We start from the raw sequence: 26133 nt of genomic DNA on the forward strand, positions 1-26133 counted from the left end.
CACCCCCTATCTTCTCAAGGCGCGATCATGAGTCACAAGAAACCAACGTTTTTGAACTCCACCTGGTTTCCTCATCTGAAACGCTCATCGCTCATTTTTGTCCTCTCTGCTATCCTGAAAGAGAGAAGCTGAATTTTCTCAAAGAGGGAAAAGAAATCCGTGCTCTGAACTTTTCAGGAAGCCGCAGAGAAGAGAGAAAAACAGCATACCTTCCATTTCAAAGTGAGCAATTCTGTTCTCAAAGGAGATCATGCATGAATCGTAGAACAAAACTTCTGGGGGCGATGCTATTTGCCTTAGTTCTGTTGACGAGTCTGGGCATTGCTTCAGCCAGTGCGCATACCTTCCCTGCATTGCAGCCCTCAGCTGCAAGCGCACCGTCTCTTGCTCCCGATGAGGCGAGCGTCGAACTCGCGGATGGCAGTGTGACCCATCTCTCATGGGGCCGACCCACATATATCAATCACGTCGTAAAAATTTGCACTGGCTCCCAGACCAAAGCAAGATTCCGCCTTTCTACAGGGACGCGTTTCATCGATCCAGACACGTGCCAGAGCTTTGCTGACCAGTCTGGCTTTGTCCAGGCTCTGCAGGCTTCTCCCCAAGCGTAAAGTCTCTTGACCTAATCGCTGCGTTGGAGAGGAAAACTATCACGATCTGCCCTACGTTCACGCCCATCATCTTTGAGCGTAGAGCAGATCATACCCCTGATGAGGCGCTGGAGAGAGAGGCAACTAGCAAGCTTCCTAAAATCTCTGCTTTTCGTCTTGCCTCCTCATCTTGCTATGGCGAAACTGCCCCGGCTATATATTCACGCTCGCCGAGGCGATATGCTTGCCTCATGGAAAAGCTGGCCTGAAAGTGCAAGGAAGCATAGAAGTTGGCGGAGGAGGGGTGTCTGAGAAGAACATCCCTCTCCTGTCTCTTAGATTCCTATGGCTCCTGTCTTATCAACATCACGGAAGATGGCATCATCGACATCAGCACCAGTGAAGTCGGCTTCAATGAGGTCAGCGCCAGTGAAATTGGCTGAGGGAAGGTAGGCTGAGTGGAGGTCGGCCCTATCAAGACAGCTTCCTATGAAGGTGGCATTAGCGAGGTCAGCCTCAGTGAGGTTGGCATCACTCAGGTCGGCTCTTATGAGGTTGGCCCTTGTACAACTGGCTGCTTGGAGGTTGGCACTTCTCAGGTTGGCACTTCTCAGGTTGGCAATTTCGAGGGTAGCATTAGTAAGGTTGGCTCCGCTCAGATTGGCTTTTCTGAGATCGGCAGAATAGAGCCAGGCTGCTTGGAGATTGGCCCCGCTCAGATTGGCTCCGCTCAGGCGGGCACCAGTGAAGTTGGCATTGTCGAGGGTAGCACCAGTGAGGTTGGCATCTCTGAGGTTGACACTAGTGAGATCGGCACTAGTGAACTCGGCTTCTTCAAGGTCAGGTATAATTGATGGATTCTCTTGTCTCCAGGCATTCCATGCCTTCACTCCCTGTTTGAGAAGATCAACCTGTTTCTGATCCGCCATGAATTTCACTCCTTGGTTCTTGCAAGACAAAAACGCGCATCTGCCCTGAGACGGCATGATCGTCTTTTCACTATACCACAAGCAGAGGTCTCAAAGCAGGCATTGTTCAACTATGATGGCACATGAACTACCTAAATGTATAAAAATGAGAGTGCGGCAATCCATAGCTTGGGCGGTTGCTCAGAAAAGCAGCGGCTGCGCTGCTTTACTTTCAGGGCAAAAAGTGAACATTTCAAGTCACTTACCAGTTCTGTAAGAGCCAGGTAAACGATCCTGCCTGGATTGAAGAACAATGAAAATATTTTCATGATTGGCCGGAAAGATTGACTTTTGGGCCCTTTATTCTCTACACTGAGAAGGGATGGCCTTCTGCATCTCTGAATCAAGAGTATACAGTTCTTCTACTTCAACATCTTTTCATCCCTCTCGCAGCTCTTCTGTGTTTCGAGAGACGAGCTGAGCGAGTAGGGGGCACTGCCAATCTCTGGCTGAGGGCAATGGAAGCGGAGGGGTCTCTCTGAAGGGAGACCTTCAGGATGATAGTCTGTCTTCGTGTGCTTGTTCCGGCTTCGGAAAGCACCTACTCACCCGCAAGAAAGGAAAGCCCATGTCACGCTTGAACGGCACGTATGAGAATCCAGCAACCGGGGAAACGCTCATCATTACCGACGCAGATGACCACCACGGAACCTTTTCGGGAACGCTTTCAGGGAAAGCCGATGATCAGGAATTTACGTTAAAGGTCAATGGAACCTACCACTTTTTCGCGAATACAGGCAATTACACCACTCTCAGCTTCAATGTGTGGCAACACAGTACTCCCCCTCCGAAGTGCCCGCACTGCGCGAACTGCGCGAAGCCTGGGTAGGATTTACTATACGGCCTGACTATCGTTATCTTGTTATGAAAGGGGCGCGATTTATCTTGAATAACGATCGAGGCGCCAGGTCTCTCGATGCACTCGCCGGGAACTTTGACCGAAGAGAACCATGACAGCGGGGAAGGTCACTATCTTGAGTCGCAAGAATGCAATGTTTTTTGGCCCTCTTGCATAGGAGGTGCAAGGCAAGCTTTCGCTTTTGTCCATCCCGAAACTGCTTCTTTTGCTCCCACAGAATGCGCAACGAGCTGCGACAAGCAAACAAGGCAGGAAATGTTGGGATGGACAACTTTCGTCTCAGCGGGGCCTCCAGTGAAGCCCTGGAAAAAGCGTTTCAAGAGGAGCACTGCCTATTTCCTCTCTTGATAACGCCACCTCAAGATTGGGCAGCACCCAGGGAATGACCCCGAGAAACTCCATTTGCAGCACTGGCTGCGGAAAGGTAGGAGAGAGCGCGTGCGCCTTTTCGGTAAACGCCACCTGAAACCAGTCATCGACTGACGTATATTCCCGGGGGTTGGCTGGCCGGTTCAGAAGACGGCCTACCAGGTGGGAGAACCCTCCATAGCATGCCTGATGCCTCTCAGCGTTCCCACAATACACATAGACCTCTGTCTCTTTCTCTGGGAGCATCCCCAGATCCTCAAAGAGTGCTCCCATAGCTGACGTAAGGGCCTGGCCAGCCAGGCAGGCGGCAAGGTAGTTCTGGCAACCTGGGCATGAGCAGGTAATGGTCTCTTTCTTGAGGTACGCTTCATGTGTGGCCTGACTATCGACTTCGATGACCCATTCTCCGAGAGTCAACTGTTCAAAAGGCATCTTCTGCTCCTTTGCGTGGTTGGTGATGTGATCACCTTTCCTCTTCTCTGGCCCGTCCTCGTGTCCAAATGACAGCGGCATCATGCTTCTGGTTTCAGCCCCTCTTTTTCTGATGATGAGCTACTTCATCCACAAAACAGTATATAATTTTTGCCAGCAGAGATGCTTTGCCCATATGTGCAGTATTTCTTGCAATAAAATCCTTGACAGGGATCTCTTCCCATTTTATCATATCAGTAGGTACTGATATGATAGTTTAAGAGAGAAAGAGATGCTTACCCAAACACGTTCAGCACCTATAGTGCTGCAGGCAAAGCTGTTTCGCGGCTTTTCTGATCTTTCACGACTGAGCCTGCTCAGTGCCCTGCGAACAGGTCCACTCACCGTATCTGAGTTGATTGAACACACCGGGCTTACGCAATCCAACACCTCCAATCACTTACGTTGTTTGCTCGATTGCAACCTCGTGACATGTGAGCAGCAGGGCCGCTACGTACGCTACGCGCTTGCCGATCCACGAATTGCCGAACTGCTCGCACTCTCTGAAGAACTGTTGAAGGAAGTGACTCATGGAGTCTCTGCCTGCCCTCGATACGCTGCACAGGAGGAAGATTGCTAATGGATGGTTCCTTGCCCATGGCAAAGACATCTTCTCTCACTTCACCTGGACCTCGACGCCCCGGACAGGTTCGCCTCGGCATTGGTATCGAGGTCATCGCCATTGTCTGGATGCTGATTGAAGCAACCGTTGCCCTCACCACCGGTTTTGCGACAAGAAGCGTTTCTCTTGAAGGGTTTGGCATCGATAGCATCATTGAACTGATTGCTGGCGGCATGCTGCTGTGGCGTTTGCTGGTTGAGCAACAAGGCGGGTCAGTCGAGCGGGTCGAGTATGCCGAACGGCGTGCCGCCTGGGTAACAGCTTTGAGCTTGTTTGCCCTCGCACTCTACATCGTTGGAGATAGTATCTTGAGCGTTCTCAGCAGAACGCGCCCCGCATCCTCCTGGTGGGGTGTCGGCCTGGCAATCGCTGCCGCCGTCATCATGCCGCTACTGTTCATTGGGAAACGTCGGGTAGCCAAACGCATTGGGAGCGCAGCGCTCAAGGCCGATGCGGCGTGCAGTCTGACCTGTGCCTACATGTCAGTCGCGTTGCTGCTTGGCCTGCTGCTCAATCGACTGTTTGGCTGGTGGTGGGCTGATTCCCTGGCAGCCCTTGCGCTTGTATACTTCGTGGTGCAAGAAGGACGTGAAGCCTGGCATGAGGCACGTACGGGCGAGGCATGTTCCTGCTGTGCGGATGAGGATGAGGACTAATGAGCCTTTGTGTGCAAAGCGGCAGAGCTTTGCACTCCTCACACATATATAGCGCTATCCCCTGCTGAAAACCTGGCCTTATGAGTCATTTGCCCTATATACTAGCCCCAACTTTCATGCCATAATTATGGAGTCGAAGCGCACTGATGGCGAAAAGGCGAAAAGCTGCAAACCATACAGCTAAGCATTATGCAATTGTTACATGCCGTCATAAGCGGCCTGGCTGCTTCTGCCATCGCATATAAGCTTCTGCGTAAACGGGGATAAAGGTATGTCGAAGTAGCCGTCCCCTTGACGAATCTCATAACTCACCTCATAATCTAAAACTCAAAAGGTTGAGCATTCGATGGGACGCCTGAGATAAAAGAGTGCGTTGATGAAATGACTATGTACGTATCTGCAACCAAGAGCAACACAAGGCGCTCCAGCTCACATTTACAATTGATAAGGAATTGCGATGAAGAAACGTTCTTTTCACTTTAGCAAAGTCGTATTTCATCCCTCGACGCTGGCTATTCTTTCTGGCTTGTTCGGGGCAGTCATCGGCTTCCTCATCAACCTTGTGAGCGGAGGAAACGCATCTAATAATATCTGGATCTCGCTAGTTTTTGCCATTATGTTCAGTCTTGGGCTCACAGCCTGGCAAGCATCCGAGCAGGCAAAGACCGATAAGCAATGGATGACAATGCTTCAGGAGATGGTCTTCCAAACCTACTTCCTCACACTTCTCACCGATAAGCCGGAAGTCTCGCAGATTGCCAAGCAGCGCCTGGGTCAGGTCTTGAAATCTTTAGATGCCGAGCAGCAGCTAAGTATGCTGCATTTTTTCAGCCACAACGGCCTCCCTGTTACATTTATAGGCGATGCGCTGAGGGGGAGCAAAGCCCTTGTAGGAGCGGATCTGCAAAAGATGGAACTGCCGAGCGTGCAACTTGACGATACGAATCTGAATTCTGTGAATCTTAGTGGTGCCAATCTCAGCGCTGCCGATCTCAGTGGTGCTGCGTTGTATCATGCCAACCTCTCCGGGGCTAATTTACGCCGGGCGAACATGAAAGACTCCGATATGAGAGGCATAGATTTACAGGGCGCCAATCTCACTGAAGCTGATCTCAGCGGCTCTGCCCTACTGGCAGACCATGAGAAAACTGCTCATAAGGCAAACCTGGCACATGCCATACTCACGCATGCGAAGTTACGAGGCGCCAATCTCACTGAAGCTGATCTCAGTGGCGCCAACTTGCGGAGCGCTGATCTCTCGAAAGCAACTTTCACCGGAGCTAATTTACAGGGCGCCGATCTCACCGACGCTACCCTCACCGAGGCAACATTCATAAGAGCTAATTTACAGGGCGCCGATCTCACTGGCGCCGATCTCACCTACGCCCTGCTCGATGATGCTGATCTGCGCAACGCCATAGTGACTGATGAGCAATTGCAGGCGATCAGTACTGGCAAGAACATGAGGAGAGAGGGCTAGAAAACAAAAAAGATTAGCCCAATTGCGAGCCCAGGATCAGGGCGATACCCGGACCAAAGGGAGTAGCCACGTCAAGACTCTGTGAAAATCCCAGCTACCCCCAGCAAAAGACGATTTCCCAGATCCTTGACACCTGGATGGAGTACCGCTAGCATGGTGATAAAAGAAGGAGTAGAAGCATGGAGAGCTATCACGAGGTACTTCCTCACCCTCTTGCTCCCCTTCGCGTTCCTACGACGAGGGAAGAGGCCCATTTTCTGGCGGCAGTCGGCCCGGCTGCGCTTTCGGTCTTGCCATACCAGCCCCAACACGACGTCAAGACGCAACAAGCTTGTATGCTCGCTCTGGCCTTGCTGCGAGAGCCAGCCGCAATCCAACTCCTTGATGAGTATCAACAGGACCAACGGCAGACAGTGCAGCGCGAATATATGAAGATAAAAAAGGGTCTGAAGCGTTCGTTGAGGCCGAAGTGGTTGTGTGGAGAGGTGGACGTGAAGTGGAGATACGATAAAAACAGCTTGACCGTGGGTGATTTACCCTCGTTGAAAGGGATTGAAGCGCTGGTCCATGCGTCTTATTACAAAGGACAGCTTCATTTCCTCTCCTCTTCGCCTCCTTGTCAAAAGGGGGATCTGACCTTACTGACACACCTGCCGGGACTCAGGGAGGTCATCCTCGACGGCTGGCCCTATGCCGACCTCTCCGCGCTCTCGTGTCTACCCCAGCTCAGCAGCCTCTCGATACAGGGGAACAAGTTGAGCGATCTTGCCGGGCTGGAGGTATTCCCGCAGCTGAAGTCTTTCCAAATCTGGAGCAGGGTGCTTAGCGATCTTTCTTCCCTGCCAGCGCACGCCAGCCTGGAGCATTTCCATATTTCATGCCGACAGCCTGTTGATCTCTCTCGGTTGACGATCCTGCCCCAGCTACGAGAACTGACGATCGAGGGTACCTTTGCCGCCACAGAGTTGCCGGCGCTGCCAGATCTTGAGCGCTTGACGCTTACGCGCATCAGAGAGAGGAACGCGCTTCCCCCACTTCCTGCCTTCCCCCATCTGTCCGCACTCAGGCTCTCAAACTGGGAAGAACTGCGCGATCTTTCAACACTCCCTGTGTTGCCTGAGCTGCGCGAGCTTGAGTGCGTTTCTTGTATCCAGCTCGGCGATCTCACCCCTTTAGCCGAGATGCCAGGGCTGGCCTCGCTCTCATTGCGGGGATGCTCGCAAATAAGCGATCTGGCGCCGCTGGCCAATCTGCGGGAACTTCAGGCGCTGGTGCTTCCATGGCAAGGGAAAGTTCGGGATATTGCAGCGCTGGCAAGCTTAGGAGCATTACAAAGCCTTAGCTTCAGCGCAAACCACACTAAGATGGACCTCTCTCCTCTCGCGCACCTGCACGAGGTACAGAGACTCACCATCTATGATCTCGATAAGGTGGCTGATGTGTCGCCCCTGAGCGGATTGACCAGCTTGCGCGAACTCATTTTGAGTGAGTGCCGAGCCGTGGAAGATCTCTCACCCCTGGCAGGATTGAGCGCTTTGCACAAACTTGCCTTGTGGTCTGCCCGTGCCATCAAGGATCTGTCGCCTCTAGCCGGATTGGCGAAATTGAGTATTCTTAATTTGACGGACTGTTACGCCCTGACGGATTTCTCTCCTTTGGCACAGTTGACGGAACTGACCTGGTTGAAACTGACGTCCTGTACACAGTTGGATGAGAAAAATCTGGCAATGCTCGCTTCGCTTGAACACCTGGCGCATCTTGATCTGTGGAACTGCACGCAACTGCGCACCCTTGACGCACTCCTCTTGTTCCCCGCGCTTGAGTCGGTGGTCGTGGAACCGGCCAGGAGTAAAGACCCGACCATCAAGATCTTGCAGGAGCGTGGGATCGTGAAATATTCCCACTGACGCCAAATCTCTAAAAGGATGTCAGGCGGCCATGCGTTGTGCAGCCACCCAGGGAGATCATAACGGCGAGGCCCGTGCCTCACACAGCCATAAGTGGGTATAATGGGTTCGCGGGAAAACGCGCCAACAGAGCTGATTGATAAGGAGAGTGCTATGTTCAATGTATGCCCACAATGCGGGGAATATTCAGTTGAGAAGGCCATCGATGCTTCTGGTCCCTTTGCAATCTGCCCTTTTTGCGGCTATGCCCACCCCTTTCTCCAACTTCCGCTCTTTCTCCTGAGCGGCCCCAGTGGCGTAGGCAAAACGACTGTCTGCCTGGAACTGCCTGCTCTTCTGCACGAATGCGTGGTCTTAGACTCCGATATCCTCTGGGGAGCCGTCACCGCTACTCCTGAGAACAACTATCAGGACTATCGCAATCTCTGGCTGCGGATAGCAAAAAATGTGGGGCAAAGCGGGAGACCAGTGGTCCTCTGCGGGACTGCCATCCCTGAACAATTTGAAGCATGTCCAGAACGTCGGTATTTCTCGACTTTGCACTATCTGGCCCTTGTGTGCAATGATCAGCTCCTGGAAGCGCGCCTCAAACAGCGGCCGAACTGGCGGCACTCGGGTTCAGCAGAGAATATCAGGAGCATGCTTCAATTTAATCGATGGCTCAAGGAGCATGCTGCTACCACACGTCCCGCTATGACGCTCATGGATACGAGTCAGCGCTCAATTTCTGAGACGGTGCGGGAGGTTGCGCAATGGGTACGGCAACGCCTGTAGCATCCCCCCTTGCACTTTTCTCCTGCACAACATCAGGCCAGGCTTCTCAAAAGGCATGGGTGAGCCAGAGCCTTGCCGCCTGCACGCACAGCCAAGCCCCTGGTGCGGCCAGTAAGCAAGCATAGAGCCTCGATATTGACTATACGAAGTTTTCGGTGGGAGTGAGGCGCACCGATAGAGAACGAGCCAGGCTAAGGTTGTGCTTCCAGGCTGCTCTTTTTCGCATAGGAAGCCGCATATTGAGAGGCGTTTTTCAGAGCAAGCTTACTGAGATTGTTTCTCCAACTGGCTTGCCTCTCTATGGCGGTCAGTGGCGTGCAGCAAATTGATGTAATTATTTCTGACCCGTTGCGTATTGATATGGTGGGCTCCCAATAACTTCTCCCTTAACCCTAGTGCTCTCTTATAGAGCGGCTCCGCCTCCTCATATCGCCAGTGCTCATAGCAGAGGCACGCAAGATTATTCAAAATGGTTGCCATCTGCACATCTTCCTCTAACAGCACTTCCCTTATCGTTAAGGCCCTTCGGAAGTATCTCTCCGCCTCCTCATATCTTCCCTGCACATAGTAGAGCCAACCCAGTTGATGCAAGTAAGATCCCGTCTGTAGATCTTCTCCGCACTCCTTCTCCCTTATTGCTATCGCCCTCTTGAGATATGCCTCCGCCTCCTCATATTTTCTCTGCACATAGTAGAGATCCGCCAGATCGTGCAAAGTGCGGGCCAGCTCTGGATCTTCCCCCTGCTTCTCCTTTATCTTCAACGCCCTCTTGAGGCACCCCACACCCTCCTCATAGCGCTCCTGCGCATCGTAGAGATCTGCTAGATTGTGCAAGGTATCGGCAAAATCGAGATCTTCTTCCTCTAACCTCTCCTTTATCGCCAACTCCCTCTTGTAGCACTCCTCTGCCTCCTTATACCGCTTCTGCTCCTGATAGAGCGTACCCAAATTATGCAAAGTGAGCGCTGTCGGCGCCGACACCTCGGGCCGCTTTTCGCCGATTGTCAGCGCTCGCTTGTAGAGCGCTTCAGCCTTCTTATAATCCTTCTGTTTATAGTAGAGCCAGCCCAGATTGTGCAGCAGACACGATGTTGCGGGATCTTCTTTCAATAGCCTTTCCTTTCTTGCTCGCATCTTCTTGGGAGTGGCATTGCTTCCGCGCCGCGCTTCCAGTAGGACCAGGTGGCGAGATCGGCTTTTAACAGCAAATTTTTCGTTTGCAAGTGCTTAGCGGATTGAGTGTAGCACAAGGGAGTAGGAGCAGCAATAAGTAAACTTTCGCTTTTGCCTATCCTGAGTATCTCTGGCTGCTAAGATAATGGTCAGCTGACTTATGCTAATCATTTGCTATTCAAAAAGCACTACATTTAATTATCTTGCCTCTTATGTGTAAAATATGTTATCATCATAAGATGCAAGATAATGTTTTTCAAGTGCAAGAAGGAAGCATGGGATGATAACAATAAAAACAGTTCTTCCTCCGACCATTTATCTTGCTCAAGGGAGAATATATGCTCAACAGGGCAGCGTCTATGCGCTGGATGCCCTGAATGGCGTCACACTGCAAACATATCCTACTCTTGGCTACAGAGCGCTTAGTATAGCAAACGACATACTATATCTGAATGTGAATCGCCACCCTGACGCTTTCACACAAGCCTTACATTTACACGATGGCTCTCTTCTGTGGACATATAAGACTGAGAAATCCTTAGTCGGGGCCCCTGTCATTGGAAACGGAGCCGAGGTAGTGTACACCAATACGGCCCGTGGGCAAATATATGCGCTACAAGCAAATGATGGTAGTTTGCTCTGGCAATTCCGTATTGATCTTGGTCCTGATGTTTTGCCAGCCCTCGGCCCTTTTATTCATACTGCGCCTCTCGTTGCTGGTGAGATTCTCTATCTGGCCCCCTCCGTTAATAATCCCCTGCGACCATTCCTTTACGCCTTGCGGGCAAAAGATGGCAAGCTGCTCTGGAAGGTACCACTTCCGGCCTCAAGCCATTTTCCCCTGACAATTGTGGAAGGAGTCATTTATATTGCTGCTCATAATAGCTGGCTCGCCTTCGACGCCCATAATGGCTCGGTTATCTGGCAAGAGAGGACAAACGCTCTGACTTGCGCAGACACAGTGAGCATGAATGGAATACTCTACACGAGCTCCACTGAAATACTGCATGAATTCACTCCCTCAGGCCGATGGGGCCATCAGCGACACGCCTTTCTTTGTGCGCGCCGCGCCAGCGATGGCACTTTATTATGGAGGCAGGAAATTGGCGTGGGTGAAAATAGCGAGCCAACCTCACCAGCTGTCGCCCAGAATATCATCTGTGTTGGCATGAACGATGGTTCTCTCTATACTTTTCTAGCAAGTAGCGGCGCCCCTCTATGGTCCTATCAGACAGGAGGAAATTTCCTCTCCACACCAATAATAGGAGAGAACAACATAGTATATGTAGGAGCAAATGATGGTAATGTCTATGCCCTGCAAATGCTCGATGGGACATTGTTGTGGAAGACTTTTGTGAGTACTGCGCTCTCAAGTGTCTTCTCTTTCGGCAAAATTGAGAAAAAAGAATAAGAGCTCACCGGCTCCATTATAGCAAATACGCGCCTCACCAGGTCTGCAAGCGCCCAATCCTCATGTCAATCAGGGCCGCCCTCCTTTCCAGGCAAACGTACAAACCCGCTCTAGCGCCGACTTAGCCAATTGCTGGCCCGCGCGGAGATGAAACATATTCGTCATACTTCTGGCATACTTCGGCGACACTTGTGCGCTATCCTTCTCAGAGAAGCAACCCCGGGCTAAAGCTCTGCCGTTTTGCCATCATTTATATGGAAGAAGTAGCTGAAATGACACATCTATCAGAGATGATGCTGAGAAATAATCCTTCCCGGTCTCAAGGTGGAAAGCCGTCCTCCCTGATCGCTTACTTTGTGCTCGCCTATGCCATCACATGGGCCACACTGGGTCTGGTAGCCCTAGCCTCACAAGGACTTCTACCTTTCCCTCTGCCCTCCGGCCTCCGTTCCCTGCTTATGCTGATAGGCAGCAGCGGGCCACTGCTGGCGGCTCTGCTCATAGTAGCAACGACCGCAGACAAGGGAGGGATGCGAGCCTTTTTCCGGCCCTGGCTCACCTGGCGCGTCGGCCTGCGCTGGTATCTGGTAGTACTTTTTGAGCCAGCGTTAGCGATCCTGCTGGCGATGGCCGGGGCCTTTCTGCTCAACGGAACTACCTTCAACCTTGCGCATCCGGCGGTGGTCCGACAATTAGACCTTCCCTTAGGGATTAATCCCTGGCTGCTCATCATCCCGGTATTTATCGTGGGTGGGCTTATCGGTGGCCCGCTGGGAGAGGAGCCGGGCTGGCGTGGCTTTGCGCTGGCCAGGCTACAGAATCGCTTCGGGCCCCTGACGGCGAGCCTGCTTCTCGGCCTTCTGTGGAGCATGTGGCATCTGCCTTTCTTCTTCATCAAAGGAACCAGCCAATCAAGCACGCCCTTTCTGCTCTTCGTCCTGGGCACAGTCGCCAACAGTGTTCTGATCGCCTGGGTCTACAATCACACGCGGGGCAGCGTCCTGCTAGCACTTTTATTCCACGCAGCCCTCAATATGACGGCCCTGTATCTTCCCATCTCGCTATGGAACGACTGGCGCGGGGTAACTATACAATGTCTTGTGGCCCTGAGCATAGTAATCATCAGCGGTCCCACACGCTTCGCGCGCCAGGCTAGCGCCGAACAAACGCCACCAGGCTCAGAGCTGAGCAAAGAGAGCGCAAGGACCGGCCGCTTGTCCCCGCACAACTCCTGACAGGAGCAGCACACAAACAAAGCTTAGCAAGCCGCTTTGCTGAGAAAACCAGAAAGCGCTACGCGCTCTTTTGTAGAGCGGCACACCTTCTCAAATCTCCTCTGGCCATGATAGAGATGTGCCGTATCTTATAAATTAATTCCGCCAGTGCGTAGCGATTGGCATAAAGCTAAACGCTTGACTTCCTTCCATTTTCGATATATTATATGTACATACAAGTAAACAGAGGAGACGGTGATGTATCTAGATCTCGTCGGCCATTTGATTGGTGGCCAGCTAGTGCGAGCTCAGCGCGCTCATCAGCGCCAGGGCCTTGAACTCTTGAAGCGCATGGGTCTCTATTCAGGACAAGAAATGCTGCTGCTCTCTCTACAAAGGGAAGACGGCATGACCCAATCACAGCTTGCCGCACTTCATCATCTCGACCTCTCCACAATCACCAGAGTTGTAAAGCGCATGGAGGGAAGCGGCCTAGTTGAGCAGCGCACAGACGTGGAAGATGCGCGGATCGCACGCGTGTATCTGACTGAGCAAGGGCGTAAACTCTGTGAGCCAGCCTGGCAGGTGTGGCTAGATCTGGAGAAGCAGCTCACGCAAGGGATGACCGAGGCCGAAAAGGTGCTATTTTGGCGCCTGCTAGAAACCGCCGCCAGCAACCTTGAGCGGTAACATCGCTTCTTTTTTATTGTATACTTGTATATACAATAAATAATCGCGGGAACAAGGCTAAGAGACCTCGTACCGACTAAAGCGTGAGGAAGCCTTATAGGTAAGTACGTTTTCTCATATGGTCATGATATCGTTAGTATGTTCTTTATTTAGCATGGAAGGAATACAGACTTATGAGTCTACGAATTGCCGTCATTTACTATAGTGCTACTGGCAATGTCTACCAGCTGGCCCGTGCCGTCGCCGAAGGAGCAGAGGAGCTGGATGCGGAGGTCCGTCTTCGTCGCGTGGCCGAGCTAGCTTCTGAAGAGGCAAGAGCGAAAAACCCTGCCTGGAAAGCGCACTATGAGGAGACATGTCAGACGGTTAGCGAAGCTCAGCTCGATGATCTGGAATGGGCCGATGCCTACGCCTTCGGCACTCCAACACGCTTTGGGACGCCTGCAGCACAGCTTAAAGAATTTTTGGATCAAGCGGGCGGACTCTGGGCCAAAGGCGTGCTTGCCAACAAAGCAGTAACCACCTTCACCTCGGCCATTACCCTACATGGAGGCCAGGAAGCGACCCTACTCTCGCTCAACAACGTCTTTTACCATTGGGGTTGCCTGCTTGTGCCTCCGGGCTACACTGATCAAGCGGTCTATGATGCGGGCGGCAATCCCTACGGAACATCACTGAGCACCCCCAATGGAAAGGCTGAGAACCTGGAAGCCGTGCTGCAGGCCGCCCGTTACCAGGGCAAGCGCCTGGCAAAGGTTGCCGCATCTCTGCACAGGCAGAACATTAGATAACCCATCGTCATCATTCACGAGGTTTGAGCCATGCAAAGCAAACATTCTGTTCTACCAGCAACTATTGAGAATCCCCTCTTCAAGGATCGGGTCACTTTCCTGAAAACTGCGGCTGAGACACAAGGAGCCTATGCACAGGCGCGCGTTGAGCTGGCGCCCCACGGAGGCAACAGGCTGCACTATCATCTGACCTTCACCGAGCGCTTTGAGGTGCTTGAAGGACAGTTGCTTGTAGAGCTCGATGGAAAAAAGATCCTTCTAGAAGTGGGTCAGAGCGTCAAAATTCCCCTCAAAACCCACCACCGTTTTTCTAATCCCGGCGACACAACAGTGACCTTTCTCACCGAAGTGCGCCCGGCCCGCCACTTTGAGGAGATGCTACGCCTCTTTTATGGCCTGGCTTGCGACGGCAAGTGCGACCCTCAAGGGATTCCTCGGAGTCTCTGGCACCGGGCTATCCTCTTTGAGCTGTCCGAAACCTACCTCCCAGGCCTGCCCCTGTCTCTCCAAAAAGGCGTCTTCGGAGGCCTGGCCTTGCTTGCAAACCTGCTAGGAGTAGAACGAACTCTACGCGAAACTTACCTCTAAAAGAAAGGAAAAACATTTCCTGCTATTCTCGTTCCTGGCAGCTTTTCTGTTTTGGTTTTTAGGCGGTCCTTAGCGATCTGAGAGAGCTCCCGAAAAGAGGGTTCTCTCACTTCAAGTTTCAGCGAGCCGGGCAAAACACAAGGGCCACTCTTGGTCTGGTAGCCCTAGCCTCACAGGAACTTCTACCTTTCCCTCTGCCCTCCGGCCTCCGTTCCCTACTTATGCTGATAGGACAGGCCTCTTGTCCCCACACAACTCCTGACAGGAGCAGCACACAAACAAAGCTTAGCAAGCCGCTTTCCGGGAAAAGCAGAAAGCGGCTTGCAGGAGCCTGCTCACTCCGCCTGCTCTTTTCGGTCGCTTGCTTCCTCATTCTCAGCCATAAAAACAAGCAATCTGTTATACTTTCCGCGGAACGAGTGAGTCCGGAGATGATCAGCGCCCAATAGTTTTTCCGCCTGCTTTAACGCTCTTCCGGCGTACTCCAGCGCCTCCGCATATCTCTCCTGATCATCGCAGAGGTCGCTCAGATCGAACAAGACCTCCGCAATAGTAGGATCTTCCCTAATCTTCTCAAATAGCGCTAAGGCCTTTCCGTAGTACTCCTCCGCCTCCGCATATCTATCCTGCCCATAGCAGAGAGCGCCCTGAAGATACAGAAAATCCGCTGTCAGCAGATCTGCGCCCGGCTTCTCTGCTAGTATCGCCAGGGATCGCTTAATGAACCTTTCCACCTCCTCGTATCTTTGCTGAAAATAGCAGAGCCTTGCAAGCTTGTACAGGACGTCCGCAGTCTCGGGATCTTCTCCTAACTCCCTTTCCCTTATCGCTAAGGCTCTCTTGTAGAGTGCTTCAGCCTCCTCATATCTCTTCTGCTCAAAGTAGAGGTTGGCAAAATCGACAAGCAGCGCAGCCAGCTGCAGATCTTCCCCTGGCCGCTTCTCCTGCAGCTCTAAAGCCCGCTTGTAGAGTGGCTCCGCCTCCTCATCTCTATTCAAGTAATGAAAATAGAGATCGGCCAGCCCGACCAAAGTGCCTGCTAGCTTGAGATCTGTATGCTCGGTCAAAATGCCTGCTATCCTGTCCTCTTCCCTCAACTTCTCCCAAATCTCCAGGGCCCGTCTGTAGCACTCCGCCGCTTCCGCATATCTCTGCTGCCTATCATAGAAATAGGCCAGAAAGTCTAGAAAGTCAGCTACCTCGGGGTGCTGCACGCCCCATACCCTCTCCTTTATCGCTAGCGCTCGCTTGTAGAGCGGCTCCGCTGCAAATCTCTGCCTTGCATAGAGACCGGCCAGAGCTGACAAACTTTTTGTCGTCTCGGGACCATCTCCCAGCAACTTTTCTCTGATGGCCAGCGCTCGTATGTAGAGCGGCTCCTTCTCCGCATATCTCATATCATGAGAGTAACGTTCTGCCAGGTAATGCAAAATGCTTGCCACCCCGAGATCTTCGGCCCCAAACTGCTCTTCTCTCAGGGCCAGCATCTGCTTGCAGAGCAACTCTACCTCTCTCCAACGCAACCTTTGTAAGGTTTCCAGACGATCCAAAATAGCCACCAACAAATGATCCGCGCCTGACTGCTTTTCCTCCACTGCCAGGATCAATGCCCTTTTGAAGCACTCGAGCGCCTCATCATGCTCTCCCTGCTGCTGATAGATGCTGGTCTGCTCGCACAAAGCGCTTACGGTTTCGTGTTTTTCTTGCAATGGCTTCTCCTTTCTTGTTTATCTTGCCTGAAAAGTAATTCTTGCTCTTATCAGCGATTCCGGCAATAAAAGGAGAACTTTGTTTTAACTGTCAGATAGCAGCCGGCCATCAAGCAGCCGGCTGGACAAGACATGAGAGGGTAACAGGTAATACAGACAATTTTTGCACTTGCGTGCCAGGTTTGCTATTTTCTGCCTGCCTGCTATAATCAAAAGCACTCCTCATAGCGAAGAGGGAAAGGAACTCATCTATGCAGCACAAACAGCCTGAGCAGGCGTACTCTTTTAACGAATACACGTTGCCCCGGCCTGACTCAGGACCCTATGGGATTACAGCGGGACCTGATGGCGCCCTCTGGTTTACGGAGCAGCAAGCCAATAGGATCGGCAGGATCAGCACAAATGGAGAAATTGTCGAATATCCACTCCCGCCCGAACATACGGGAGCGCTTGTGATTTGCCCCGGGCCTGACGGTGCGCTCTGGTTTAGCCTTGCGCAAAGCAACAGGATCGGCAGGATTAGCACGGACGGAAAAATCTCTAGCTATGCCCTTCCCACGCCGGCATCCTCACCTTACGGCCTTGTGAGCGGACCCGATGGCCTGCTCTGGTTTACGGCCCTGGGAAGCCATCGCCTTGGCAAGCTGAACCTTGACGGCAAGGTCACTGAATATGAGCTCCCGACTCCGGGCGCCTTTCCCTCAATGCTCACGGTAGGCAAGGATCAAGCGCTCTGGTTTAGCGAGAACCAGGGCAACAAGATTGGGCGCATCACCACAGAGGGCACCATCAGCGAATTTGCCCTTCCTGCCGCGCAATCCGGCCCTGTAGGCATCACGTCTGGCCCCGATGGCGCTCTCTGGTTTGTCGAGATTCTGGGCAACAGGATCGGCAGGATCACCATAGAGGGCGCCATCAGCGAATACGAACTTCCCACGCCAAATGCGCGCCCGCACGCAATTACCAGCGGTCCCGATGGCGCCCTCTGGTTTACAGAATGGGGAAGTAACCAGATAGGCCGCATCACCCTGACCGGCGAGATAAGCGAATACGCCATCCCAACACCACAGGCAGAGCCGCACGGCATTACCGCCGGTCCCGATGGCGCCCTCTGGATTGCCGAGGAGGCCAACAGGATTGGACAATTGATCATCAAGGCAGAGTAAGCAGGCCAGGGCGCTCAGCAGGGATCGCCGCGCCCTTTCTTGCTGCCTCTGTCGTGCTCACGAGGCAATCACGTTTAACACGGCCAGATCCTCAGCCGAAAGCTTCAGCGTCACTGCCGCCACATTGTCGCGCAGATGCGCCACTGACGAAGTACCCGGGATAAGCAGTATGTTCGGCGAGCGCTGCAACAGCCAGGCCTGCGCCACAGCCATCGGCCTCGTGCCGAGACGGCTAGCAATCGCTTCAAGTTTGTCGGACTGCAGCGGCGAGTAGCCACCGAGCGGGAAGTAGGGCACGTAGGCAATACCCTGCGCCGCCAGGGAGTCGATAAGCTCATCGTCGCCGCGGTTGGCAATATTGTAGAAGTTCTGCACACAGACAATCGGTGCAATGGCCTGCGCCTCGGCAAGCTGCTCGGCATTCACATTGCTGACGCCAAGATGCTTGATTAGCCCTTCTTGCTGCAGTTGCACCAGCACCGAGAACGGTTCGGCAAGTGAGCCGGGCGTGGGACCGGAGAACCCTCCGACGCGTAGGTTAACGACATCGAGCACATCAAGGCCAAGATTGCGCAAATTATCATGCACAGCCTGGCGCAACTCTTCAGGAGCCAGCGCCGGCGGCCAGTTCCCCTCAGCGTCGCGACGCGCGCCAACTTTAGTCACGATATGCAATGAAGCCGGGTAGGGATGCAAAGCTTCCTTAATGATCTGGTTGGTGATGTGCGGACCATAGAAGTCGCTGGTGTCGATGTGCGTAATACCCAGCCTCACCACCTCACGCAGGACGGCCACAGCCTCAGCACGATCGGCGGGCGGCCCGAACACATGCGGACCAGCTAACTGCATCGCCCCATACCCCATGCGCGTCACCGTCAGGCCCTCGGCCAGAGTAAACGTGTCCGCAGCCGCAGCTGATAGATTGCTATGTTCATTCGTAGAATGCGATACCATCGAAGTTTTCCTCTTTCTCTCACTGAAACCACTACAATCATAAAGGGGTGTGATACACTAATGAGTATGACATTAAGGCAAGCGGGTAACCAGAGTCCCTTTATCGTATGAGTCCGACTAATAGGATAAGGAGCAAAGAGGAAGATGAGCGATGAACAGCGCAGACAGGACCTTGCGGATTTCCTACGCACGCGGCGTATGCGCCTCTCGCCCGAACAGATTGGCTTAAGAAACGGGGGCAGGCGGCGCACACCGGGCTTGCGCCGCGAAGAGGTAGCCCATCTAGCGAACGTTGGCGTTTCCTGGTACACCCTCCTGGAGCAAGGGCACGATATTCATCCCTCTAGAGAAGTGCTGCACAACATTGCCGACGCCTTACAGCTCACGTCAGCTGAACGACAGCATCTCTTCTTGCTTGCCGATCAAGCATATCATGTCACGACGGCGCCATCTCAGGAACAGGTAAGCCCAGCATTGCGCCGCGTGCTTGACGGGCTCGAACCTATGCCGGCCTACGCCCTTGGTCGCCGCTGGGATTTTCTTGCCTGGAACGCCACGGCTGAACAGGTCTTCTCGCTCTCAACGCCAGTCCCGCTACATGATTATAATGCTGTCTGGCGCGTTTTTGTCGATCCGCGGAGCCGTCAAATTTACCGCAAGCCCACCTGGGAACAGGTAGCGCAGAAGGTGATGGAGGAATTTCGTGCCGATAGTGTGCATTTTGCCGATGAAGAATGGTTCAAACGTTTGCTCGCCGATTTACAGCGCGAAAGCCCCGAGTTTCGCGAAATGTGGCCCCATCATGATGTGCGCGATAGAAACGATGGGCTCAAAGGTATAGAGCATCCGCAGGTGGGGCTCCTGCTGTTCGAGCATACAACCTTGCAGGTGCCTGCACTGCCCAACCTTAAAATCATGATCTACACCCCCCTGCCCGAAACTGGCACAGAAGAAAAGCTTAAGCAACTGATGGATCAAAACATAACCATAGGCGCCGTGTAGCGTGATCGTGGTATCACGTAAGCCGGCAGCCTACGTGATACAGGGGGCTTAGAGATGACTCATGCTGCTGCTATCGATAAGCTCAAACTCTTCCTGAGTCAGTTGGATCATTAAGCTTAGCGCATTTTCTTCGAGATGCTTCACAGAGGAAGTCCCGGGGATCGGCAATACGTTGCTGGATCGCTTGAGGAGCCAGGCCAGAGCGATCTGATAAGGCGTAGCATTGTGCCGTCTGGCTATCAGAACAAGCGGATCTCCTTCCTGGAAAAAGTTATCTTTAGCCAACGGCTCCCAGGGGATAAAGCCGATGCCCTGCCGGGCACATATATCAATCATCTCTTCGGATTCTGCCACCGTCATATTTCGGGATTGGCGGGTTGCCAGGTTATAGCGATTCTGAACGGTGACGATCGGCACAATTCGTTGCGCTTGTGCCAGTTGTTGTGCCGTTACATTAGAAAGTCCAATGTGCCTGATTTTACCTTCCTCGCGTAGCCTGGCAAGCTCACCGACCGAGGCCTCAAAGGGAACTGTCGGATCAGGGCGATGGAATTGGTAGAGGTCGATACAATTGAGGCGCAAGCGGCGTAGGCTTCCCTCCAAAGCTTCCCGTAAATGTTCAGGGCGCCCATCCGGATACCAATCTGGATGCCGTTGCCCCGGACCTGAGCGCAACAGGCCACCTTTTGTCGCGATGACGAGATCTTTTGGATAAGGGTAGAGCATTTCCGCGATCAGCTTCTCGCTTGTTTCTGGCCCATACGAATCAGCGGTATCAAGCAGGTTGATTCCCAGTTCGAGGGCTCTGTGCAAGAGCGCAAGGGCGGCTTGCTTATCCTTAGGTCCTCCCTCGTCAGTAATGTGCATAGCGCCCAAACCAAGCCGATTAACGTTAAGGTCGCCCCCAATGGTAAATGTTTTGCTGACTTCCGCTGGTCGTTCGATTGCGTGAGACATGCTGTTTTTCTCCTTCATCTGCTCTATCTATCACTAATAGCTTCTTGCCTGTTTCTACAGGACGCTGTTATTATATAAGCGAGTTATGCGAAAATGGAGAGGGAAAGCAAGCTAAAAATCTGTATATACTTGAAATTTGAGGGGAGAATGAGTCTATGGCCATGGAATTCGAGAAACTGCTAGATGAGACTGGCTGGAAGCTACTGCAGGAATTACAAGAGAACGCCCGTCTCTCTTATAGTGAACTGGGACAACGCATTGGGCTTTCTTCAACTGCTGTCGCCGACCGCATACATCGCCTGGAAGAAGCTGGCATTATTACTGGCTACCACGCTCAGCTCAACCTGGAGAAGGTAGGGCTTCCAATCCTTGCCATCATTCGCTTCAAAGGGACCGTAGGTCAGAGCTGCTTGCGCACGGCAGATATAGCCCGAGACATTCCTGAAGTTGTCGAATGTTATCGTGTCAGCGGAAGCGATATGCTGGTGATCAAAGCAGTCGCAGCTTCAGTCAGTCATCTGGAAACCATAGTTAACCAGCTCAATCAATACGGCCTTCCTACTACTTCGTTTGTGTTTTCCAATTCGCTGCAGCGGCGTACAATCACGCACCAGCTAGTAAAACGGGGCAAGCACGACAATATCATCTCACAATAAAAAGGGCATTAGCGCATCGCGGCAAGCGTGCACATTATGAAGCCCCAAAGCGCCTGGCTCGCTGAACTGCAAGCGCAAATTCGGCTCTTCTCTGACCATGCCCTGAAATGCCGTAACAGTAAGCCACGGCATTTTCCCACCATGTAAGGATGGCAGCAACCACTTCCCCGCTGCAGGTTGAGGCTATGCACGTAATACGCAGAGATAGAGCAAGAGCAATTGTGCCGCACTCTCGCCCGAACTGGCAGCAAAAATGTCACACTTCCCTTTCTCCTGACGACACAGTAAGCGAAGTATCATGCTACGTATTTTCGCAAGCTTGAGTTCTCCAGGAAAGAATATGCAATCAAAAAAAACTAGGACCGCATTTTTCTCTGGGAGAGCTGTTCCTCCAGAGCACGTAAGTAGCGTTCAGGGTCTTTCCGAAAACGAAAGTGCTCACGTCGCGCTTCATGACGATAGTCAACGTGCTTTCTGAGCGTTCGCCACTGTGCTAAGTCGCGAGGAGCCAGATCGGGGCCACTGAAGTGATAATTCTGGGTAGCAACTGCTGCAACGAGACGCACCGAGCCGCGTACAACCAGACCAGGAGAGGCTTGTTTCCGGCCCGTTGCGCGTCGTTCATGATAGCGGGTCGAGCCAAAAACGTGTTCAAGATCATTGTTGGTGCGTGGAAGATTAGCCGTGTCATAACAATGAAAGAGTTCCGGCCAATAGCTTGCCGTCACTTTGAGAAAAGTAGTGGTCATCTGATGGAGGAGTGCCGTGAGGGAGCCACTGGAGCGCATCTCTTCCAGCAGATCCTCATACTTTCGTCGCACCTCTGTTGAGGAAAGATGGTCGGCGTTCGTCAAGATATGTGCAGCTCGATGCACCCAGGCGTAACCTGCCTGCACGTCTGGCCACAACTGCTCCGTCGCTGCTAATCCCTTTTTGAGCAGCCGATCCAGCTTGTCGAGGGGAGATGAAAGCCCCGATTTCCGCGACCCGCTCCAGAGAGGCTGCAATCAAGGAGAGTCGCTCATAGAGTTGGAGGCCAGGAGCAGAAAGAGGGGGATGTCCGTCGTCGGTTAAAGCACTTCGGACCGCAAGACAATACTTCCGGGTAATCATGCCTTCCTCATTCTCCTCTTGCTCGACTTCTCGCTCAATTGGACGAATACCACGAACCTGCTTTTTCAGTTCTTTCTTGGCATGACGATCAGCCTCATAGACTGGTTTTGCCGCTTCCCGCAGATAATGAAAGTGACACAACTGATGCGGAATGTCAGGAAATGCTGTTGCTACAGCATTCCGAAGCGACCTTTGACCATCTGAAATGACTCCACGAATGGGGACAGAGAACATATCTTGTACTTCTTTGAGTAGCGTTACCAAGTCAGCCTCGCGTTCGCTCAACAGAGGTCGAGCAAGCAGAAGTTCACTTGAGACACAATCACGAACCACCCAGAGGACTTCATGACCAACATCTGGCTTCAATCCATCCACTGCCAGAATGAGCGACCCCTGCTTCTGCACAAGGGGCTGGAGGCGTTCGCGGTCTGTCATATGAAGCGTCACCAATTCTTCGTATCGTGCTAAGAGGTTGAGCACAGTTCGCTCGCCAATCGAGAGTCCTCGTTCCTGGAGGCTCTGGTGGACCTCCGCCAGACTTTGATGTCGTTGATACCGCAGAAACCCGACGAGCGCAATCACATCTAATCCATATTCCCCATGTGGTAGCGCCCATGCGCCTTCAGCCTCTGGCCGATAGGGCTGGTGATAGCGTGGGCACTCTGGAAAAACACATCGGCGCACAGCCAGGTGTAAACGATGCCGTCCAGTAAGCGTTGCTACTGTCCGTTGCGTGTGGTAGGCAATATGAGCAGCCTTGCCACACATCAGGCAGGTGGGTGAGAGAGGTTCAAGTGTTTGAAAGGGAATCTTGTCCGAATTGTGATGGGGTCTTGCCACGAGATGCTTTCTTTCTTTGTGATACGAGAGTCCAACAGGCTCTCATTGAAGCAAGAAGCTTCCCCATCTGGGAAAGGCGATTTCTTGCTTCAACGGAGCGGGCAGATGGTGGGTATGTTAAAGGGAGCCGATCAGATGGAGCAATTGTTTTCGCTCCATCGCCTCATCCACAATGGGGATGGCTAAGAGCAGCAGTTCATCCAGACCACTGGCTAACAGCTCTTGCACACGATCTCGCACTGTCGTCTCATCGCCACTGATCACGAGTGTCCGCGCCAAAGCATGTAATGCCGTCTCATCGCCATCCACTGCGGCAGCCCAACCAGCGAGCGAAAACATATGAGCATAGGTGCTCGTCTGAATTAACTGCTGGACGAACTGACGCACCGCCACCAGCACTGCTACTTCATTCGTGCTGAAAGCGATCGGCAAACAGGCGACGACAGGAGGAGCAGGGCGAGATTTTTCCTCGGCTCCAGCTCGCAGGGCAGGCAGCGCCTGGTCGAGGAGGTAGGGAACTGGACATAGCGAGGCAAGAGCGCCATCAGCAATCTCTCCCGCAAGTCGGAATGCCTTTAAGCCCAATGCAGGGATGAGCAGGGGAACCTGAGCGGTGCGTGGCAAGGTATCCACCACCTGGAAAAACTCACCCTGGTGGTCAATTCTTCCTTGCCATAACACGCCACGCAGTACCTCCACATACTCTTTGAGATATCTCAGAGGCGCGGTCTGCGACAAGCCATATCGGCCCTCAAGGAACGCACGATTCCCAGAACCAATCCCTAACCGCAAGCGCTCTGGGGCGAAATCATGCACCGCGAGGGCTTGTTGTGCCATCACCAGTGGATGACGTGGGGAGGCAGGCACAATGGCCGTTCCCAGTTTGATCCGTTCGGTCTGCGTGGTGGCAATCGCAAGCACGGTCAAGATATCCGCGAAACCTGCGCCTCCCATTGCCATCCAGGCTTGTTGAACGCCTGCGCGTTCGGCCTCACGTATTCTAGTGATGGCGTCCACCGTATCTCTTGCCTGAATGTAGACTCCCACTCGCTCACGGAGCGGACGCTCTCGAACCGCACTTGATGGTAATCGCTGGCTCAGTTCGTCTTTCTGTTGCATATCTTTCCTCTCCAGTCTTTCTTTCATTTTGACATCTGCCCGTGTTGCTTCCATGCTTCCAATTGCGTCTTCCCTACCTTCTCTAGCCAGGTAGCAAAGTCCATCAGGCCAGGATGCAGCTTGCGCAGGGCAGGAATATCCGCCTGATAGCCTCCCATGTTTACAAAATCGTAGGCGAGGGCGGCATCCGCATTGTGCTGGCGTAGGGTTTCGATGGGAATTTGGATAGAGGGGAGAGTGCGTCCGATGGTGTGGGAGATCGCCGCTGCGATCTGTGGTGGTGTCAACGCATCCCCTGCGATCTCAATGGTTTTCCCGACGTAGAAATCCGGGTGGTCAAATGCGAGGGTGGCAAACGCGCCAATGTCATCGACGGCAATTAACTGCACTGTCACCTCTGGATTGAACGCGCTCGTAAACGTGCCACGCGGCACGTCGAAGCTTGAGCCGATCACGTAGTCCATAAACACCGTCGGACGCAGAACCGTTACGGGCAGATCAAGTGCCTGAATGTACTGCTCAATCTCCCACTTGCTGAATGGGCGGAGGCGAGATTGGCGTTCCGCGCCACTGGTCGATGCATAGACAAAGTGCTGGACTCTCGCCTCTTTCGCCGCCTCCGCCATGTTTTTTCCCTGGCGAACCTCGTCAGCATAGCTGGCGAACTGGAGGCTGAAGATGCCGTAGATGCCCTGCATGGCTACCTTCAACGAAGCCCGGTCGTTGTTATCGCCCTGGACGATTTCTGCGCCTGCCCGATGCAGTGCTTGCGCGGCAGGTGAGTTTCGGGAGCGTGTGAACGCTCTCACCTGCCAGCCCGCAGCCATCAAATGACGAGCGGTTGCTCCACCCTGCCGACCTGTTGCGCCTGTGACGAGTATGATTTTCCCTGTCTTCTCCATAACGCTCTCCTGATCCTGTAGAAAACATTGGTTTGCTGCACATCTTTGAGAGGTTGTACCTCAATAGGGTCCCCCTCCTCTCCAGGGGTAATATGGAGCGACACGGCGACTTTAACCAGGAGTGTGTTGTATCATATGGCTAAACAGTCATAGCTTCACCGGATGCGGGGAGCAAGGAGGAACAGATGAGAGAAAGAGTCAAGCGCCGTGCAGGACTGGCCGATTTCTTACAAAATCGGCGTGCTCGCCTGCATCCAGAACAGTTTCACCTCCCGACATTTCAGAGGCGACGGGCGCGTGGCCTCAGACGAGAAGAGCTTGCCCAATTGGTGGGTGTAGGCGTTTCCTGGTACACCTGGCTTGAGCAAGGCCGGGATATTCAGGTATCCGATCAGGTGTTGGAGCGGCTCGCATCCATCTTGCAACTGAACGCTGAGGAACGCCGCCATTTGTTTCTCCTGGCACACGGTCCATTTTCACCATTAGCTGAACAGGATAGTCAAAAGCGCGTCCCCAACGCCACCGCTCAAGCCATTCTTGATGGCTTCACCTATCCAGCCAAGCTCTTTGATGAGCGTGTGAATGTGGTGGGGTGGAATGACAGCGCGAATCGAGTCTTTGGCGATTATTCCCGCCAAACTTCCCGAGAACGCAACGCTCCCTGGTTTCATTTCATGTGCCCGTCTGCACGAGTCTTTCATGTTCACTGGGAACGTGAGGCACGGCGCTGTATTGCATCCTTACACGCAAGGTACGACCGGCACCCTGATGATCGATGGTTGAGCGAGTTGATCGCTGAGTTGCAGCAAGAAAGCCCAGAGTTTCGCGCTTGGTGGCCGGAGCATGAGATTGTGTTGGACTGTGGTGGCCTCTACGAAATCAATCACCCTCAGGTTGGCCGTCTTGTCTTGCACCCCACTGTCTTTCCTATGCCTGAGCAGCCTGACTTGCAGATGATTGTCTACACGCCGCTGGCCCAAGAAGACACCACGGCCAAATTGAAAGCGTTAATGACCAAAGCGGGCCACTATGACAAGATGAGACTGTAACACCTCGACAATCTGCTGTTTGAAACGGCTCACGCGTTGTTGTCTCGGCGTAGCGATCCCAGAGAAAAATGCGATCCTAGAAAAAAACAGCTAGTTCAATCCA

At 53.0% G+C, this 26133-nt stretch carries 25 protein-coding genes and 1 pseudogene; 16 read left to right on the plus strand and 10 right to left on the minus strand.

Going from position 1 to position 26133, the window contains the following annotated elements:
- Nucleotides 1-254: 254 nt before the first annotated feature.
- Nucleotides 255-611 (plus strand): hypothetical protein, encoded by a 357-nt coding sequence (locus EPA93_RS28295; protein ID WP_129890734.1) that lies wholly within the window; start codon nt 255-257, stop codon nt 609-611.
- A gap of 314 nt (nt 612-925) precedes the next feature.
- Here the strand turns inward: EPA93_RS28295 and EPA93_RS28300 are convergent, their stop codons facing one another.
- Nucleotides 926-1519, minus strand: coding sequence for a pentapeptide repeat-containing protein (locus EPA93_RS28300; protein WP_165423447.1), 594 nt, complete (start codon nt 1517-1519; stop codon nt 926-928).
- Nucleotides 1520-2126: 607 nt separating this feature from the next.
- On the opposite strand from EPA93_RS28300, the gene EPA93_RS28305 reads away from it, so the two are divergent.
- Nucleotides 2127-2387 (plus strand): VCBS domain-containing protein, encoded by a 261-nt coding sequence (locus EPA93_RS28305; RefSeq protein ID WP_129890736.1) that lies wholly within the window; start codon nt 2127-2129, stop codon nt 2385-2387.
- Nucleotides 2388-2696: 309 nt separating this feature from the next.
- Here EPA93_RS28305 and EPA93_RS28310 read toward each other — a convergent pair whose 3' ends face one another.
- Nucleotides 2697-3218, minus strand: a complete 522-nt coding sequence (locus EPA93_RS28310; protein ID WP_129890737.1) for a hypothetical protein — start codon at nt 3216-3218, stop codon at nt 2697-2699.
- A gap of 271 nt (nt 3219-3489) precedes the next feature.
- On the opposite strand from EPA93_RS28310, the gene EPA93_RS28315 reads away from it, so the two are divergent.
- From EPA93_RS28315 to EPA93_RS28335, 5 genes are all read left to right on the plus strand, one after another.
- Complete coding sequence (locus EPA93_RS28315; RefSeq protein WP_129890738.1) at nt 3490-3837, plus strand: ArsR/SmtB family transcription factor; 348 nt, start codon at nt 3490-3492, stop codon at nt 3835-3837.
- A complete protein-coding gene (locus EPA93_RS28320; protein WP_207229226.1) occupies nt 3837-4535 on the plus strand; it encodes a cation efflux transmembrane domain-containing protein in 699 nt (232 codons plus the stop codon). Before EPA93_RS28315 ends, EPA93_RS28320 begins: the two co-directional genes overlap by 1 nt.
- Before the next feature lie 457 nt (nt 4536-4992).
- The gene (locus tag EPA93_RS28325) at nt 4993-6015 is read left to right on the plus strand and encodes a pentapeptide repeat-containing protein (protein ID WP_129890739.1); all 1023 of its coding nucleotides are present in this window, start codon (nt 4993-4995) and stop codon (nt 6013-6015) included.
- A gap of 179 nt (nt 6016-6194) precedes the next feature.
- Nucleotides 6195-7922 carry a leucine-rich repeat domain-containing protein gene (locus tag EPA93_RS28330; protein ID WP_129890740.1) on the plus strand — a complete coding sequence of 576 codons (1728 nt, stop codon included), beginning with the start codon at nt 6195-6197 and terminating at the stop codon, nt 7920-7922.
- 153 nt (nt 7923-8075) lie between these two features.
- On the plus strand, nt 8076-8696 hold the full coding sequence (locus tag EPA93_RS28335) for a P-loop nucleotide/nucleoside kinase family protein (protein ID WP_165423448.1): 621 nt from the start codon (nt 8076-8078) through the stop codon (nt 8694-8696).
- Nucleotides 8697-8960: 264 nt separating this feature from the next.
- On the opposite strand, the gene EPA93_RS28340 is transcribed toward EPA93_RS28335, so the two are convergent.
- The gene (locus EPA93_RS28340) at nt 8961-9806 is read right to left on the minus strand and encodes a tetratricopeptide repeat protein (protein WP_165423915.1); all 846 of its coding nucleotides are present in this window, start codon (nt 9804-9806) and stop codon (nt 8961-8963) included.
- A gap of 343 nt (nt 9807-10149) precedes the next feature.
- Here EPA93_RS28340 and EPA93_RS28345 point away from each other — a divergent pair, with 343 nt between their 5' ends.
- The 5 genes from EPA93_RS28345 to EPA93_RS28365 all read left to right on the plus strand — a co-directional run bounded on the left by EPA93_RS28345 (nt 10150) and on the right by EPA93_RS28365 (nt 14563).
- Nucleotides 10150-11280, plus strand: a complete 1131-nt coding sequence (locus EPA93_RS28345) for a PQQ-binding-like beta-propeller repeat protein (protein ID WP_129890743.1) — start codon at nt 10150-10152, stop codon at nt 11278-11280.
- A 272-nt stretch (nt 11281-11552) separates the two neighbouring features.
- Nucleotides 11553-12515, plus strand: a complete 963-nt coding sequence (locus tag EPA93_RS28350) for a CPBP family intramembrane glutamic endopeptidase (protein WP_165423449.1) — start codon at nt 11553-11555, stop codon at nt 12513-12515.
- 237 nt (nt 12516-12752) lie between these two features.
- Nucleotides 12753-13184 (plus strand): MarR family winged helix-turn-helix transcriptional regulator, encoded by a 432-nt coding sequence (locus EPA93_RS28355; protein WP_129890745.1) that lies wholly within the window; start codon nt 12753-12755, stop codon nt 13182-13184.
- 173 nt (nt 13185-13357) lie between these two features.
- The gene (wrbA, locus tag EPA93_RS28360; RefSeq protein ID WP_129890746.1) at nt 13358-13975 is read left to right on the plus strand and encodes an NAD(P)H:quinone oxidoreductase; all 618 of its coding nucleotides are present in this window, start codon (nt 13358-13360) and stop codon (nt 13973-13975) included.
- A 30-nt stretch (nt 13976-14005) separates the two neighbouring features.
- Nucleotides 14006-14563, plus strand: coding sequence for a cupin domain-containing protein (locus EPA93_RS28365; RefSeq protein ID WP_129890747.1), 558 nt, complete (start codon nt 14006-14008; stop codon nt 14561-14563).
- 335 nt (nt 14564-14898) lie between these two features.
- Here EPA93_RS28365 and EPA93_RS28370 read toward each other — a convergent pair whose 3' ends face one another.
- Complete coding sequence (locus EPA93_RS28370) at nt 14899-16065, minus strand: tetratricopeptide repeat-containing protein (protein ID WP_242527160.1); 1167 nt, start codon at nt 16063-16065, stop codon at nt 14899-14901.
- Nucleotides 16066-16164: 99 nt separating this feature from the next.
- Nucleotides 16165-16272 (minus strand): annotated as a pseudogene (locus tag EPA93_RS51070) (tetratricopeptide repeat protein); the annotation flags it as partial.
- Nucleotides 16273-16523: 251 nt separating this feature from the next.
- On the opposite strand from EPA93_RS51070, the gene EPA93_RS28375 reads away from it, so the two are divergent.
- Nucleotides 16524-17438, plus strand: a complete 915-nt coding sequence (locus EPA93_RS28375) for a Vgb family protein (RefSeq protein ID WP_129890749.1) — start codon at nt 16524-16526, stop codon at nt 17436-17438.
- Nucleotides 17439-17495: 57 nt separating this feature from the next.
- Here EPA93_RS28375 and EPA93_RS28380 read toward each other — a convergent pair whose 3' ends face one another.
- Nucleotides 17496-18392 (minus strand): aldo/keto reductase family oxidoreductase, encoded by an 897-nt coding sequence (locus tag EPA93_RS28380; protein ID WP_129890750.1) that lies wholly within the window; start codon nt 18390-18392, stop codon nt 17496-17498.
- 144 nt (nt 18393-18536) lie between these two features.
- Between EPA93_RS28380 and EPA93_RS28385 the strand changes: the two genes are divergently transcribed.
- Entirely contained in the window at nt 18537-19394 is an 858-nt protein-coding gene (locus tag EPA93_RS28385; RefSeq protein ID WP_129890751.1) for a helix-turn-helix transcriptional regulator, read from the plus strand.
- Between the two features lie 48 nt (nt 19395-19442).
- Here the strand turns inward: EPA93_RS28385 and EPA93_RS28390 are convergent, their stop codons facing one another.
- Nucleotides 19443-20351 (minus strand): aldo/keto reductase, encoded by a 909-nt coding sequence (locus EPA93_RS28390; protein WP_129890752.1) that lies wholly within the window; start codon nt 20349-20351, stop codon nt 19443-19445.
- 155 nt (nt 20352-20506) lie between these two features.
- Here EPA93_RS28390 and EPA93_RS28395 point away from each other — a divergent pair, with 155 nt between their 5' ends.
- On the plus strand, nt 20507-21007 hold the full coding sequence (locus EPA93_RS28395; RefSeq protein ID WP_129890753.1) for an Lrp/AsnC family transcriptional regulator: 501 nt from the start codon (nt 20507-20509) through the stop codon (nt 21005-21007).
- 356 nt (nt 21008-21363) lie between these two features.
- Here the strand turns inward: EPA93_RS28395 and EPA93_RS28400 are convergent.
- The 3 genes from EPA93_RS28400 to EPA93_RS28410 form a co-directional block, all read right to left on the minus strand.
- Nucleotides 21364-22888, minus strand: a protein-coding gene (locus EPA93_RS28400; RefSeq protein ID WP_242527523.1) for a transposase whose coding sequence is annotated in 2 segments (ribosomal slippage) — nt 21364-21991 and nt 21990-22888 — 1527 coding nt in all. Because the reading frame shifts where the segments join, the coding sequence is not laid out codon by codon here.
- Nucleotides 22889-23077: 189 nt separating this feature from the next.
- Nucleotides 23078-24079: an LLM class flavin-dependent oxidoreductase gene (locus tag EPA93_RS28405; RefSeq protein ID WP_129890754.1), complete on the minus strand. Its 1002-nt coding sequence runs from the start codon at nt 24077-24079 to the stop codon at nt 23078-23080.
- Nucleotides 24080-24102: 23 nt separating this feature from the next.
- The gene (locus tag EPA93_RS28410) at nt 24103-24981 is read right to left on the minus strand and encodes an NmrA/HSCARG family protein (RefSeq protein WP_129890755.1); all 879 of its coding nucleotides are present in this window, start codon (nt 24979-24981) and stop codon (nt 24103-24105) included.
- Between the two features lie 185 nt (nt 24982-25166).
- Between EPA93_RS28410 and EPA93_RS28415 the strand changes: the two genes are divergently transcribed.
- Nucleotides 25167-26030 (plus strand): helix-turn-helix transcriptional regulator, encoded by an 864-nt coding sequence (locus tag EPA93_RS28415; protein WP_129890756.1) that lies wholly within the window; start codon nt 25167-25169, stop codon nt 26028-26030.
- The last annotated feature ends 103 nt before the right edge of the window (nt 26031-26133 follow it).

This window comes from Ktedonosporobacter rubrisoli (assembly GCF_004208415.1).
In the GTDB taxonomy this organism is placed as follows: Bacteria; Chloroflexota; Ktedonobacteria; order Ktedonobacterales; family Ktedonobacteraceae; genus Ktedonosporobacter; species Ktedonosporobacter rubrisoli.